Genomic DNA, 14,949 nt, shown 5'->3' on the forward strand with positions numbered 1-14,949 from the left:
CCATCGGATCCCGTTTGCTTTGCGAGTAATTAATGGTGAAGAACAGGTGAAACGGCATGATTCCTAGATACCTCGTAGATGTAGATTTAGATTCCATTCCTCATGTACATACAGATGTTATTGTGATTGGCGCGGGCATTGCAGGTTTATTCACTGCTCTTCGCGCTAGTGAAAATAAGAAAGTGCTGATGATTACGAAGAAATCGCTCCTCGACAGTAACACGCGCTATGCGCAAGGCGGAATTGCTGCTGTTATATCGGACGAGGATTCGCCGGAATATCATATGCAGGATACCCTAATAGCAGGTGCTGGTTTATGTTCGCCTGAGGCTGTTGACGTTCTCGTTCATGAAGGCCCCAACGGCGTTCAGGATCTCATTCGGATGGGTACCCAGTTCGATCTCGAGAACGGGGAGTTTGCTTTGACCAAAGAGGGGGCGCATAGCCAACGCCGCATTTTGCATGCGCATGGCGACGCCACAGGCGCTGAAATTGTACGAGCTCTTTCGGAACGCACGAAGCAAGATCCGAACATTGAGATCTGGGACGATCACTTCGTGATCGACCTGATCACCCAGGATGGCGAATGCTACGGCGCTCTTGTGCAGAAACCAAGCGGTCAGCGCGTATTTGTGCGTGGAAATGCTACGATCCTTTGCTCCGGTGGTGCGGGACAGCTGTTCCGCTACACAACGAATCCTGACATCGCCACAGGCGATGGAATAGCGATTGCTCACCGCGCCGGTGCGCAAATTCAAGACGTGGAATTCATTCAATTCCACCCTACGGCGCTTTGCTACCCTGGTGCTCCGCGCTTCCTGATCTCGGAAGCGGTTCGCGGCGAGGGGGCTTATCTGCGTAACATTAAGGGGGAACGCTTCATGGAGCGTTACCACCCCCAGCTTGAGCTAGCGCCTAGGGATGTCGTGGCCCGTGCCATCGTCGACGAGATGGAGAATTGCAAATCGACCTTCGTCTATATCGATATTACGCACGAATCCGAAGAGTTAATTAAACATCGATTCCCGACGATATATGAATATTGCCTCAATTACGGCCTAGATATGAGCACCGACTGGATTCCGGTTGCTCCCGCAGCTCATTATATGATGGGCGGTGTCAAGACAGATCTACACGGAGAAACGATCGTCCGCCGTCTTTTCGCTTGCGGGGAAGTGTCCTCTACAGGTGTACATGGCGCTAATCGATTAGCCAGTAACTCCTTATCTGAAGCTATTGTGTTCGGTAGAAGAATCATCGAACGGATACAGGAGCTCGCGCCTTTGGAAGGTAACATTCAAATACGCGCTGAATCCAAAGCGTCAAGAACGGAAATTCCGAATCAAGCCGTTGTCGAGAAAAAGCTTAAGCTGCAAAAGGTTATGCTGCGTTACGCGGGACTGAAACGTTCAGCCAAAGGCTTGCAAAAAGGGTATGACGAATTGGCAAGACAACTCTCTATCTTCGGTTCTTTGATGACGAAACGTGAAGATTATGAGTTTGCAAATTTACTTAACTGTGCGCTTCTAACGACAACAGCGGCTCTAGCGCGGGAGGAAAGTCGTGGCGGTCATTACCGGGAAGATTTCCCTGAACGGGATGATCAAGCATGGAAGAAGCATATTGTTTTTAAGCGCGGGGAAGATAGCATTGAGGAGTGGATTTAATATGCTGGATTTAAATATGGAACTCATTCGTAAACATATTCGGCTTTGGCTGGAAGAGGATATTGGAACCGGCGATGTCACAACTCTGACAACGATCCCTTTGGAACATGCGTCCAAAGGGATTATCCACGTCAAAGAAGACGGAATAGTCTGTGGACTCCGAATCGCCCAGGAAGTTTTTGCTGTGGTCGATGCTTCTCTTCGTTTTGAAACTAAAGTAGTTGAAGGATCGTCTGTTTATAAAGGGACCATACTAGCTGAAGTGGAAGGCAATACGCGCAGTATTCTGCTAGGTGAAAGATTAAGCCTTAATTTGATGCAGCGATTATCTGGAATTGCAACCAAGACGCGTGAGTTTGTCGATGCTTTAGAAGGTGTGCCGACTAGGCTTGTCGATACACGGAAGACGACTCCGGGACACAGACTGCTTGAGAAGTATGCTGTACGCGTTGGTGGAGGTCATAATCACCGATTTGGACTCTACGATGCTGTAATGATTAAAGATAATCATATTAAAGGTTCAGGCGGCATTACACAAGCTATACAAGCGGCTCGACAACAGATCCCCCACACGATGAAGATTGAGGTGGAGGTCGAGAATTTTGACCAGTTGCACGAAGCATTAGCGGCTGGTGCGGATATCATCATGCTCGATAATATGATTCCTGCGAAGATGAAAGAAGCAGTTTCCATAATTAAAAGTAAAGCACCGCATATTGTAGTAGAGGGCTCAGGTTCTGTGACACCTCAGACTATTAAAGCGATGGCGGAAACGGGCGTTGATGTGATTTCTGTTGGGCGCTTAACGTATTCGGTTGCAGCGCTGGATATCTCATTAGATCTGAATGAGCAGAAGGAGACGGCACTATGATTCTCGTTATCGATGTTGGGAATACGAACATTGTGCTCGGTCTTTATCAAGAGCGAACGCTCCTTCATCACTGGCGGGTTAGTACGAACCGTTCAGCGACAGTCGATGAGTATGGGATGCAGCTGCATAGCCTGTTTCAACACTCGGGCATCTCATTTACGCAGGTGGAAGGTGTCATTGTCTCCTCCGTTGTTCCTCCGCTTATGAATGTAATGGAAAACCTTTGCTTACACTATTTGAAAAGGACGCCATTCATCGTTGGTCCTGGCATTAAGACAGGCTTGAACGTGCGTGTAGACAATCCCAAAGAGGTCGGTGCTGATCGCATTGTAAATGCTGTCGCGGCTCTTGAGTTGTACGGGGCGCCTTGTATCATTGTTGATTTCGGGACGGCTACCACATACGACTACATCGATCCTTCCCAGCAGCTTGTTGGCTGCGCGATTGCACCAGGAATCGGGATATCAACGGAAGCCTTATATCAGAAGGCGGCGAAGCTGCCGCGCATCGAGCTGGTTAAACCGAAGAGCGTCGTCGGTCGTAATACCGTAGCGGCGATGCAGGCAGGGATTATTTTCGGCTATGTAGGCCAAGTTGATGGGATTGTCGAACGTGTTATTCAAGAATTTAATGTCAATCCAACAGTAATTGCTACGGGTGGTCTTGCGGAGTTGATTTCCAGTGAGTCTCGTACCATTCAGATCGTCAATCCACTGCTTACTTTGCAAGGTCTACAAATGATTTATGAGAAAAATGCATAAGCTGTTTAAGGAAAGGATTTAACATGGGCGATTATTTGATTCGAGGAACGGCGCTGGGCGGAAAAGTTCGTGCTTTCGCTGTAGAAACGACTGTCCTCACAGAAGAACTTAGCCGAAGACACCAAACCACACCAACAGCCACGGCAGCATTAGGAAGAACGGCAGCTGCGGGACTTCTCATTGCAGCCATGCTCAAGGGTGAAGAGCATCTGATTGTTCAAGTTAAAGGCGATGGACCCATCGGTCAAATTGTGGTCGATGCTAATGCGAAGGGCGAGGCACGCGGTTATGTCGATAATCCGTTAGTCGATCCTCCCCTTAAGGAGAATGGCAAGCTAGATGTTGCTGCTGCAGTGGGAACGGATGGATTTTTGTACATAACGAAAGATTTAGGTATGAAAGAGCCCTATAAAGGCAGCGTTCCTCTCATTTCAGGAGAATTGGCTGAAGATTTCACGTATTATTTTGCCATGTCTGAACAAACGCCTTCAGCTGTTGCGCTAGGGGTATTGGTTAATACGGATCACTCCATTCTGGCTTCAGGCGGATTCGTTATTCAATTGCTCCCAGGATTAACAAATGATGAAATTGGGGACATTGAAGGAATGCTCGCTCGCATTCCATCCTTCACAAACATGCTCGGCGGGGGTTTGAATTTAGAAGAAATTCTTCAAACTGTACTACCATCTTTCCAGAAGCTTGATCAGATGGATGTCATGTTCCGCTGTAAATGCAGTCGTGAAAGAGTTGAAACAACGCTTATTTCCTTAGGGAAGATAGAGCTGCAAGAAATTCTTGAAGATGAAGGGTTTGCTGAGGTCGTTTGCCATTTCTGCAATGAAGCGTATCGGTTTAATGAAGATGATTTGAAACGAATGATTGAACTATAGAGCAAGCAGCATTATAGATGTAAAGAGGGAGTCAGGATGCAAACGTGAAGCGATTGTGGGGAGTCATTATCGTGATGGCTGTAGGTAATCTCGTGCTCGCATCCTTGCTGGTCACCCATACCATTAACCAATCAGAACCAAGTCAACCACCAGAACCTGAGAAGCAGGGTGAGCAGAAGAATGATCGGGTAGTCGCCAAAGTTGGAAATCGTGATATGACCATTCTGGAGCTTCAAACAGCTCTTGAACGTCATTATGGGGCAGAACTGCTGGGTCAAATGTTGGATCGTGAAGTGATACGTCTGGAAGGCAACGAGACAGGGACTACGATTGGAAGCGCGGAGATTAACCGTGAGTTGAAACGGATGCAGCAAGGTTATGAGAGTGAGCAACAATTTTATGCATCCATGCAAAATCAGTTAGGTTTGTCAGAGCAAGAAATCAAGGAAGATGTAACCAATAAACTGTTACTCGAGAAGCTCGCAACCAAACATATTCAGATAACGGATGCTCAGGTAGAAGACTATATGAAGACGCACGCCGATGAATTCAAGCAAGATACCGAATATAATATTCTTCAGATTATCGTGTCCACCAAGGATCAAGCGAATAAAGTCATTGCAGAGCTGGCGAAAGGAGAGAATTTTGCGACCCTTGCCAGAGATCGTTCCCTGGACGATGCAACCAATAACTCCGGCGGTGATTTGGGTTGGATTGAAGGAGACGATCCTTTTGTTGCTGCTCCTGTTCTTGAGGCGGCGAAACTACTGAAGGTTGGAGAAGTGAGTAAGCCTGTCCCTCTGCCACAAGGATTTGCGATTGTGAAGCTGAAGAATCGGCGAGAGAAAGTAAATCCAGATCTTGCTTTCGTTCGAGAAAATGTGCGGAGAGAGCTAGCGCTTCGAGAAGCACCACCTCTCAAGGATTATGTGCAGCAGCTTCGAGGAAAATGGAAGGTTAGCATTCTTGACCCTCTATTGCGTTGACATTCTGTGAAAATATGGTTGACAACCAGTAAGTGCATTGATAAGATAAATGTATTAATACCGACTAATTAACTCGGAAATCATCGATTATTTAACCTGGAGGGGAAATAGCATGGCAAGATTAGTGCAAAGCATTACGGATTTGATTGGCGATACACCGCTTGTTCGTTTGAACCGCGTTGTTCCAGAAGGAAGCGCAGAGATTTATGTGAAACTCGAGTACCAAAATCCAGGTGCCAGCGTAAAAGACCGTATTGCCATCTCCATGATCGAAGTGGCTGAGCAAGAAGGTATATTGAAGCCGGGCGATACGATTGTTGAGCCAACTAGCGGTAACACAGGAATCGGAATAGCTTTAGTCGCAGCTGCAAAAGGATACAAGGCGATTCTGGTTATGCCAGAAACGATGTCTTTGGAAAGACGTAACCTGCTTCGCGCTTACGGGGCTCAGCTAGTTCTGACGCCAGGAGCAGAAGGAATGAAGGGCGCTATCAAACGTGCTGAGGAACTTCAAGCAGAGAATCCTTCCTACTTCATCCCGCAACAATTCAAAAACCTAGCAAACGTGAAAGTTCACCGTGAAACAACAGGTCCAGAAATCGTTGAAGCGATTAATGCTCACGATGGCAAATTGGACGCTTTCATTGCGGGTATTGGTACGGGCGGAACAATTACAGGCGCAGGTGGCGTACTGAAAGAAAACTTCCCGAACATCAAGATTTATGCCATTGAACCTGCTGCATCTCCGGTACTTTCCGGCGGTAAGCCAGGTCCTCATAAAATTCAAGGTATCGGCGCAGGCTTTGTTCCAGACATTCTGAACACAAGCATCTATGACGAAATTATTGCCGTAGAAAACGAAGATGCTTTCGAAACTTCACGCCGTGTAGCCAAAGAAGAAGGTATACTTGGTGGTATCTCCTCCGGTGCAGCGATTTTTGCAGCGCTTAAAGTTGCTAAAGAACTTGGCGCAGGCAAACGTGTAGTTGCTGTGATTCCAAGTAACGGTGAGCGTTACCTTTCTACGCCATTGTATCAATTCGAAGAGCAATAAGATTACTTGCTACGAACGAGCCTCCAGCTGCTGCAGCTGGGGGCTTTTTTTCTGTGTAAGGTTGGAGTATACTAATGGACAACTAATCATCGGATGTCACAGGAAGGGGGGGGCAAGTATGATCCTAACAACAGTAGAGCAGTGGCGTAATTGGTCCTCCACGTATACGATGCTGCCTTATGTCATTAAACTGGGACTTGCCGACGACCGGATCGCTTCTTGGCAAGAAGCGTGGAAAGAAGCTGCGCCGGATTCCTTTGTCCTGGAAAGCGGCAAAGGGGGGCGTTACACTTGCTTCGGTTTACAGCCGTTTTCTACGATTCATGGAAACGGTTTGGATGCGGAAATGACCATGATCAACCCAGTTGATAAGGGCAAGCCTCATGTTTCACGATTGCAAGGCAAACCGCTCGATATTGTGAAGCAATGGATGTCAGCCTATCACAGCCCTAAAGTTGAAGGCGCCCCTAAATTTCTTGGCGGCTGTGTAGGTTATTGGAGCTATGACGTGATCCGCACCATTGAGAAACTCCAGGAGCAAGCGGCAAATGACCTACCGATTCCGGATTATAGCTTCGCTATGTATGATCAAGTTTGGACCTTGGATCATATCGATAAGAGCCTGTACATTGCGGTGCATATGCCGCTTGAGCAGAGCCGAACAGCCGATGACACTTATCTCCGGCAGCTTTATGCACAAGCGCACGCTAAGGCTGAGGCGATGCTCGCTCGCTGGCATGCAATCCGCTCCAGCAGCTGGTCAGGCTCGCAGCTGAGCAGTGCAAACCAACCGGCGATCGCGCGCGAGCAGCTGCACATCGACGTCGAGAGCATCGCAGGCATTCAGCCTGCCTTCGGCAAAGCCGATTACATCGCGGCGGTGCAGCGCATCCAAGCCTACATCTCCCAAGGTGACGTGTTCCAAGTCAACTTGTCCGTTAGACAGAGCCGGCAGCTGCGCACGACGCCGGAGGAGATCTACGAGGCGCTGCGCATCGTCAATCCCTCGCCTTACATGGGCTTGCTGCGCTTCGCAGGCTTCGCCCTCGTCTCTGGCTCGCCGGAGCTGCTCGTACAGCTCGAGGACGGCGTCCTGCGGACGCGTCCTATCGCTGGCACGCGCCCGCGCGGCAAGGACGAGCAGGATGACCTGCGCCTAGCCGGCGAGCTCATCGACAACGACAAAGAGCGCGCCGAGCATGTCATGCTGGTCGATCTCGAGCGCAACGATCTTGGCCGCATCTCAAAGTACGGATCCGTCCACGTCAAAGACTTCATGGTCATCGAATACTACTCCCATGTGATGCATATCGTCTCGGAAGTCGTCGGCGAGCTCGCAGAGGGGAAGGACGCCTATGACGTCATTGCGGCGACCTTCCCTGGAGGCACGATCACAGGTGCTCCGAAGATTCGCACCATGGAAATTATTGAAGAATTAGAACCGGTTCGCCGCGGACCCTATACGGGATCTATGGGGTGGATTGACTATAATGGAAATATGGAATTTAATATTATTATACGCACGCTGGTAGCTGTTCAAGGGATGGGCCACATTCAAGCAGGGGCTGGTATCGTTATTGATTCCATACCCGAACGTGAGTACATTGAATCCTTGAATAAAGCCAAAGCGATGTGGAAAGCGATAGAATATAGCGAGCGGAGCATGAGCCGAGCTTAAGCCCTAGCAGGGCTGACGAAAGGGGAGCTTAGAATGATTTTAGTGATTGATAATTATGATTCGTTTACGTACAACCTCGTCCAATATTTGGGGGAGATCGGTGAAGAAGTCGTCGTTCGTCGTAATGACGAAGTTGATTTAGCTGGCGTTGAGGCTTTAGCGCCCGATCATATTCTAATATCTCCAGGTCCTTGCACGCCGAATGAAGCTGGAATTAGCTTATCACTTATCGACCATTTCAAGGGTAAAATCCCCATCTTCGGCGTCTGTCTAGGTCATCAATCGATTGGTCAAGCTTTTGGCGGCGACGTCATTCGCGCAGAGCGCTTAATGCATGGCAAAACCTCAGAGATTTTCCATGATGGTAAAACCTTATTCGAAGGGCTGCCATCCCCTTTTATAGCGACTCGCTACCATTCCCTAATTGTGAAAACCGAGACGCTGCCTGATTGCTTGGAAGTTAGTGCACGTACAGCAGAAGGTGAAATTATGGCATTACGCCATAAGGAATATCCGATTGAAGGTGTTCAATTCCACCCAGAATCGATTATTACTCAGCACGGTCATCAGATCCTGCGGAATTTTCTTCGCCGCACGGCCAAAGCGGGAGTTTAATTTATGATTCTTAGCGTCAATGGGATTCTAACAAATGATAAGGAAGCTGTGGTCTCGGTTTACGATCACGGCTTTCTTTACGGCCTCGGCCTTTTTGAGACATTTCGCACCTATAAGAAAGAACCGTTCCTGCTGCCCGAGCATCTTCGGCGTCTAACAGAGGGCTGCCGTGAGCTTGGGATTGGCTATGAGCCGGACCTTGGACACATTCAGCGTCTGATTGATGAGCTGCTTAAAGCCAATCACCTAGAGGATGCGTATATCCGCTACTCCGTTTCGGCCGGAGTTGATATTCTTGGGCTGCCATCGGGCGTCTATCAAAACCCAACAGAGATCATATACATCAAGCCGCTTCCACCAAGGGACGAGCAGATCTATACACAGGGCAAAGCGCTGCAGCTGCTGAAGCTGCCTCGTAATACGCCGGAAGGTCTATACCGCTTCAAGTCCTTTCACTATATGAACAATATTTTGGCCAAAAGAGAGTTGCTGCAGTATGATTGGGCAGCTGGCGCAGAAGGCCTGATGCTGACCGAAGAAGGCTACGTAGCTGAAGGCATCGTGAGCAACATCTTTTTCATAAAGGATAGAATCTGCTATACGCCATCTCTGGATACAGGCATCTTACCTGGAATCACAAGAGCCTATGTGTTGCAACTGGCACAGCAGCAGCAGATTCCAACACAGGGTGGCCTATATCGATGGGAAGATCTCATGGAAGCCGATGAGGTGTTTATCGTTAATTCCATACAAGAGATCGTACCTATTACGACACTGTTCACACCCAGTGGACAATCTCACATCGTTGGAGAGGGCGTCGTAGGTCCGATAACTCGCCAATTTAGCGAGCTTTATAACTAACATCTGATAGCAACAGGAAGTGAACAGTAATGAAAGTGTTATCCTGCAGAGGACATGAGCTGCCCATTGGTGATCGAACGATCATTATGGGCATATTAAACGTAACCCCGGACTCCTTCTCGGACGGTGGGAATTACGTAAGGGTAGAGGATGCGGTGCGCAGAGCTCGCCAAATGGTAGCTGAAGGCGCCGACATTATTGATATCGGGGGCGAATCGACCCGACCTGGTTTTGCCAAGGTTACAAAAGACGAAGAACTGCAACGGGTTATTCCTGTCATTGAGGCAATAAGTAAGGAAGTAAACATTCCTATTTCTATAGATACTTACAAAGCGGAGGTCGCGAAGCAAGCATTAGAAGCGGGGGCGCATATCATCAACGATGTATGGGGCGGCCAAGCCGACGTTCAAATGGCAGAGGTAGCGGCCAGCTACGATTGTGCGTTTATCATCACGCATAATCGTGTGAACCCCACTTATTCTGATTTTCTCCATGACGTTACAACCGACTTACAGCTCTATGCGAATCAAGCCAGAGAAGTTGGCGTTCGGGAAGAGCGTATTATTTTAGACCCAGGCATCGGATTTGCTAAGACCTATGAACAGAACTTGTTCCTAATGAACCATCTGCGTATGATTGTCGATCTCGGATATCCGGTCCTTTTAGGCACATCTCGCAAGAGTGTCATCGGCTTAACGCTTAATCTGCCTCCTGAGGAACGTCTGGAAGGAACGGCATCGACCGTGGTGCTTGGAATTGCCCAAGGCTGTGGGATGATCAGAGTACACGATGTTCAAGCGATGAAACGTTTAGCGGTTATGACAGATGCCATTATTCGTTCGCAGTTAACCTAAACTTGGAGGTTCTTACATTGGATAAAATAACACTCTCCCGCATGCAATTCTTTGGTAATCATGGTGTTTTTCCGGAAGAGAATAAGCTCGGTCAACGCTTTTATGTAGATGTAGAGTTTATGCTTCCGCTGGACAAACCCGGCAAGTCGGATCATTTGGATGATACGGTTAATTACGGGGAAGTATTTTTCAAAGTCAAAGAGGTTGTGGAAGGCCGCACTTATAAATTAATTGAAGCTTTAGCAGAAAATATTGCATCCGAGCTGCTGCATACTTATACTAGTATCAATGAAGTGACGGTTCGCGTCATTAAGCCGCATCCGCCCTTTGCCGTATTTTTCGACGGGGTAACTGTAGAGATTAACCGAAAGCGGGCAAATGAATGACAGCCGAAGAACGAGAACAAGGCACGATAGCTTATGTCGCATTGGGATCCAATATAGATGATCGTGAACACTATTTGCAGGAGGCGATTACAGCGCTGAATCAGGAGTCGGGCATAACGGTGACTGGATTGTCCAGCATCTACGAAACCGAGCCGGTTGGCTATGTAGATCAATCTGCTTTTCTTAATATGGTTATTCAAATCATCACCGTTTTACCTGCAGAAGAGTTGTTGTTCACTATGCTTGCCATCGAGAAAAGACTGGGTCGAACGCGCGATTTGCGCTGGGGCCCGAGAACGATCGATTTGGATTTACTCCTTTACGGCGATCATCAGCTTACAACCCCCGACTTGATCATTCCGCATCCGCGGATGCATGAGCGGGCTTTTGTATTAGTTCCTCTCACTGAGGTTCTCTACAAGCGACAAGATGCTGCATTTGAATTCATCTCCGCGCATTTGGAGAAACTGGAAGGAAAGGAAGGCGTCATCCTATGGAAAAAAGCTCAGTAGCTCAGCGTATACGCGCTTTTCGTAAGTTAAAAGGGTACACTCAGAACGAATTAGCTGATTTACTCGGTGTGTCGATTGCCATCTTAGGTGCTATTGAAAGAGGTACTCGAAAACCGGATACCAAAATAATAAATAAAATCTCGCAAGTTCTAAATATTGAACCGGATGAGTTAGTCGCAACGGTTGCGAGATGAGAGGAGTGGAATCTTCGGTGCTGAAAATAGGAAATGTCGAAGCTCCCAATAAAGTCGTGCTTGCCCCAATGGCGGGCGTTTGTAACCCTGCGTTCCGACTCATAGCCAAAGAATTTGGTACAGGTTTAGTCTGTGCAGAAATGGTTAGTGATAAAGCCATTGTTCACGGGAATTCCCGCTCGATGGAAATGCTTTATGTTGATGATCGAGAAAAACCGTTAAGTCTGCAAATCTTTGGTGGCGATACCGAAACGCTAGTGCAAGCGGCTAGAATCGTTGACCAACAGACGAATGCAGACATTATTGATATAAATATGGGTTGTCCAGTACCGAAAATCACAAAGTGTGATGCGGGTGCAAGATGGCTGCTCCAACCTGAGAAAATCGAAGAAATGATCGCGACCGTTGTTGCGGCAGTAAGCAAACCGGTAACTGTGAAGATGCGTATCGGCTGGGATTCAGAGCACATTTATGCGATAGAAAATGCTAAAGCTGTCGAAAGAGGCGGCGGCAGCGCTGTAAGCGTCCACGGCCGTACGCGGGAGCAGCTGTATACAGGTAAAGCAGATTGGGACATCATTCGTGATGTTAAGCAAGCTCTGTCGATTCCCGTTATCGGGAACGGTGATGTTGTGACACCAGAGGATGCTAAACGCATGTTAGACCATACGGGTGTAGATGGCGTGATGATTGGGCGCGGCGCCTTAGGCAACCCTTGGATGCTTTACCGTACCGTGCAATACCTTGCTAATGGTGAATTGCCGCCTGAGCCGACAGCGGAAGAGAAGATCCGTATCGCGATCTTACACATGGACCGTCTTGTTGCTCTTAAGGGTGAGCATGTTGCTGTGAAAGAGATGCGCAAACATATGGCGTGGTACCTCAAGGGCATGACAGGGGCGGCTCGTGTGAAGGATGCGCTTATGGAGATGTTGAAGCGTGATGAAATGGTGCGAGCTTTGAATGATTATGTCGAGCATCTATATGCGCATTCCTCATCACCTACGAATGAAGAATCAGCTGTACTTCAATAAAAAATGCAGCTATGGTTGAGATTGACATTTTGAAACCGTTGCAATATAATCAGTCAATATTAATGTGTTCCTGCATATATTGAAAGACAAACGAGCAACTAACTTATTTAAGAAACGTGAATTCATACTACTTGAATCAGCTCTTTTAAGACCCAACTCCTAGCAGGAAGCATCGATTCAACGATATGAAAATCTTTCACATGACGGGAGATCAGTTGGAAATGGCTGAAAAAGAGGTCATTCTTACACCAGAAGGTTTAAGAAAGCTCGAAGATGAGCTTGAGCATCTGAAATCAGTGAAGCGCCGGGAAGTGGCTGAGAGAATCAAGGTTGCCATCGGATATGGCGATATCAGTGAGAACTCAGAGTACGAAGACGCGAAGAACGAACAAGCTTTTATTGAAGGCAGAATCATTACTTTAGAAAAATTGCTGCGCAATGCGCGTATTATTAATAACGATGATGTCGATACCAACACCGTGAGTGTTGGCTCAATCGTAACGCTGAAGGATTTAGAATTCGGTGATTTGGTTGAATATAACATCGTAGGTACGGCGGAATCCGATCCGTTGATGAATAAGATTTCCAATGAAAGCCCTGTAGGTAGAGCTATTTTAGGTAAACAAAGGGGCGCGAACGTTGACGTCACCGTTCCTGCTGGCGTCATTCAGTATCAAATTATTGATATTAAAAAGTAGCGTGCAGCCGCATTCCTTTGGAAAGCTTCCTTTCGGAAGCTTTTTTCCGGTTTTAGCACCCTTTACTAATAAGTAGGAGATGAAAGCATGAGCCAGGAATTGGAATTGAACGAATTGCTCGTCATTCGCCGTAATAAATTGGACGAGCTTCGCGGTCTAGGAGTCGATCCGTTTGGTAGCAAATACGTAAGGACGCATTCAACCAAAGAAATTCTTAAAGCCTACCAAGATAAAACCAAAGAAGAGTTGGATGCTGAAAACCATGAGGTCAGTATCGCCGGACGTATTATGCAAAAAAGAGGTATGGGTAAGGCCAGCTTCGCACATCTTCAAGACATCACAGGCAAAATTCAAATCTATGTGCGTGAAGATGCACTAGATGCAAACAAATACCAAGCCTTTGATCTTTTGGATCTAGGCGATATGGTTGGGGTTCAGGGTGTTGTTTTCAAAACAAAAACCGGCGAAACTTCTATTAAAGTGAAATCGCTTGAGGTTTTGACCAAATCTTTGCTTCCGCTGCCGGATAAATTCCATGGCCTTAGTGATGTAGAGTTACGCTATCGTCAACGTTATGTTGATTTGATTATGAATCAAGATGTGCAGCAGACATTTATTCTTCGTTCCCGTATTATTCAGTCCATGCGTCGTTACTTGGATTCTTTGGGCTATTTAGAAGTGGAGACACCAACATTGCACTCCGTAGCTGGCGGAGCATCTGCACGTCCTTTTAACACACATCATAATGCTCTAGACATGCAGTTGCATATGCGTATTGCGATTGAGCTTCATCTAAAGCGTTTGATCGTTGGTGGATTAGAAAAAGTGTACGAAATTGGGCGTGTATACCGTAATGAAGGTATCTCTACGCGTCACAATCCGGAGTTTACGATGATTGAGCTTTATGAGGCTTACGCTGACTATAAAGACATCATGAAGCTCACGGAGGAGCTTATTGCACATATTGCGCAAGAGGTTCTTGGTAATACAACGGTTCCATATGGCGATCACGAGGTCAATCTAGCTGTTGGCTGGAGACGTGTATCCATGGTGGATGCCATCAAAGAAGTTAAGGGAGTAGACTTTAGCGTTCACATGTCGAACGAGGAAGCTCATCGCTTGGCCAAAGAGCATCATGTACAAGTTGAGCCTCATATGACATTCGGTCATATTGTGAATCAATTCTTCGAAACATTTGTTGAAGAGACCTTAATACAACCGACCTTTATTTACGGACATCCTTTAGAAATTTCGCCGCTTGCCAAAAAGAACCCCGAGGATCCGCGCTTCACAGATCGCTTCGAACTCTTTATCGTAGCTCGTGAGCATGCCAACGCATTTACGGAGCTTAATGATCCTATTGATCAAAGAGAGCGTTTTGAAGCTCAGCTTCGTGAGAAAGAGCAAGGCAATGACGAAGCACATGAGATGGATGAGGACTTCATTCGTGCGCTTGAGTATGGTATGCCTCCAACAGGTGGTTTAGGAATAGGAATAGACCGATTGGTTATGCTATTGACGAATGCACCGTCCATTCGTGATGTACTGTTGTTTCCGCTTATGCGTGAACGTCAAGGTGAATAATGGCTTACGTTTCGAGGCACCGATCGGTGTCTCGAAACTTTTTAAAATAGTACTTGCAATGTCCATGGCGTCTGTGGTATCTTATAAAAGTTGCCGCTGAGACAACGAAGAACTTAACAAAAACAACTTACAAAAATAAGTTGCAAAGTAATTCTCGGTATGGTATATTGGTCTTCCGGCTTTCGAAAGAGGGCAGGTTGAACAAGAGAAATTGATCTTTGAAAACTGAACAACGAGTGAGTAAGCACGAACGAGAAATCGTTCAAAAAAGAGATTGCAAAATCTCGCTAGCAACGCAAATGAG

Annotated in this window: 16 protein-coding genes; all 16 read left to right on the forward strand. The window is 47.1% G+C overall.

From position 1 onward, the window contains the following. Window positions 1–56 precede the first annotated feature (56 nt). Window positions 57–1,667 (forward strand): L-aspartate oxidase, encoded by a 1,611-nt coding sequence (gene nadB / locus ASG85_RS21035; RefSeq protein WP_057303839.1) that lies wholly within the window; start codon window positions 57–59, stop codon window positions 1,665–1,667. A 1-nt stretch (window position 1,668) separates the two neighbouring features. Continuing rightward, the gene (nadC, locus tag ASG85_RS21040) at window positions 1,669–2,538 is read left to right on the forward strand and encodes a carboxylating nicotinate-nucleotide diphosphorylase (protein ID WP_057303840.1); all 870 of its coding nucleotides are present in this window, start codon (window positions 1,669–1,671) and stop codon (window positions 2,536–2,538) included. Beyond that, window positions 2,535–3,299, forward strand: a complete 765-nt coding sequence (locus ASG85_RS21045) for a type III pantothenate kinase (RefSeq protein WP_047682965.1) — start codon at window positions 2,535–2,537, stop codon at window positions 3,297–3,299. Before nadC ends, ASG85_RS21045 begins: the two co-directional genes overlap by 4 nt. A gap of 23 nt (window positions 3,300–3,322) precedes the next feature. After that, window positions 3,323–4,189, forward strand: a complete 867-nt coding sequence (gene hslO / locus ASG85_RS21050; protein WP_057303841.1) for an Hsp33 family molecular chaperone HslO — start codon at window positions 3,323–3,325, stop codon at window positions 4,187–4,189. Between the two features lie 44 nt (window positions 4,190–4,233). Continuing rightward, window positions 4,234–5,175 (forward strand): peptidyl-prolyl cis-trans isomerase, encoded by a 942-nt coding sequence (locus ASG85_RS21055; RefSeq protein ID WP_156390001.1) that lies wholly within the window; start codon window positions 4,234–4,236, stop codon window positions 5,173–5,175. A gap of 112 nt (window positions 5,176–5,287) precedes the next feature. Beyond that, window positions 5,288–6,229, forward strand: a complete 942-nt coding sequence (cysK, locus tag ASG85_RS21060; protein WP_057303843.1) for a cysteine synthase A — start codon at window positions 5,288–5,290, stop codon at window positions 6,227–6,229. A gap of 118 nt (window positions 6,230–6,347) precedes the next feature. Beyond that, the gene (locus ASG85_RS21065; protein ID WP_057303844.1) at window positions 6,348–7,907 is read left to right on the forward strand and encodes an anthranilate synthase component I family protein; all 1,560 of its coding nucleotides are present in this window, start codon (window positions 6,348–6,350) and stop codon (window positions 7,905–7,907) included. A gap of 33 nt (window positions 7,908–7,940) precedes the next feature. Next, window positions 7,941–8,522 (forward strand): aminodeoxychorismate/anthranilate synthase component II, encoded by a 582-nt coding sequence (gene pabA, locus ASG85_RS21070; protein ID WP_057303845.1) that lies wholly within the window; start codon window positions 7,941–7,943, stop codon window positions 8,520–8,522. A 3-nt stretch (window positions 8,523–8,525) separates the two neighbouring features. Then, entirely contained in the window at window positions 8,526–9,383 is an 858-nt protein-coding gene (pabC, locus tag ASG85_RS21075) for an aminodeoxychorismate lyase (protein ID WP_057303846.1), read from the forward strand. 29 nt (window positions 9,384–9,412) lie between these two features. Next, on the forward strand, window positions 9,413–10,237 hold the full coding sequence (gene folP / locus ASG85_RS21080) for a dihydropteroate synthase (protein ID WP_057303847.1): 825 nt from the start codon (window positions 9,413–9,415) through the stop codon (window positions 10,235–10,237). A gap of 17 nt (window positions 10,238–10,254) precedes the next feature. Further along, window positions 10,255–10,623 (forward strand): dihydroneopterin aldolase, encoded by a 369-nt coding sequence (gene folB, locus ASG85_RS21085; RefSeq protein WP_057303848.1) that lies wholly within the window; start codon window positions 10,255–10,257, stop codon window positions 10,621–10,623. Beyond that, a complete protein-coding gene (folK, locus tag ASG85_RS21090) occupies window positions 10,620–11,135 on the forward strand; it encodes a 2-amino-4-hydroxy-6-hydroxymethyldihydropteridine diphosphokinase (protein WP_057303849.1) in 516 nt (171 codons plus the stop codon). The genes folB and folK overlap by 4 nt, the downstream gene beginning before the upstream one ends. Further along, complete coding sequence (locus ASG85_RS21095; RefSeq protein ID WP_047682939.1) at window positions 11,117–11,329, forward strand: helix-turn-helix domain-containing protein; 213 nt, start codon at window positions 11,117–11,119, stop codon at window positions 11,327–11,329. Before folK ends, ASG85_RS21095 begins: the two co-directional genes overlap by 19 nt. Before the next feature lie 17 nt (window positions 11,330–11,346). After that, entirely contained in the window at window positions 11,347–12,363 is a 1,017-nt protein-coding gene (gene dusB, locus ASG85_RS21100; RefSeq protein ID WP_057303850.1) for a tRNA dihydrouridine synthase DusB, read from the forward strand. A 221-nt stretch (window positions 12,364–12,584) separates the two neighbouring features. After that, window positions 12,585–13,061: a transcription elongation factor GreA gene (greA, locus tag ASG85_RS21105; protein ID WP_029197805.1), complete on the forward strand. Its 477-nt coding sequence runs from the start codon at window positions 12,585–12,587 to the stop codon at window positions 13,059–13,061. 87 nt (window positions 13,062–13,148) lie between these two features. Then, window positions 13,149–14,645 (forward strand): lysine--tRNA ligase, encoded by a 1,497-nt coding sequence (gene lysS, locus ASG85_RS21110; protein ID WP_057303851.1) that lies wholly within the window; start codon window positions 13,149–13,151, stop codon window positions 14,643–14,645. Window positions 14,646–14,949 lie beyond the last annotated feature (304 nt).

It is taken from the genome of Paenibacillus sp. Soil724D2 (assembly GCF_001427935.1).
Lineage (GTDB): Bacteria > Bacillota > Bacilli > Paenibacillales > NBRC-103111 > Paenibacillus_E.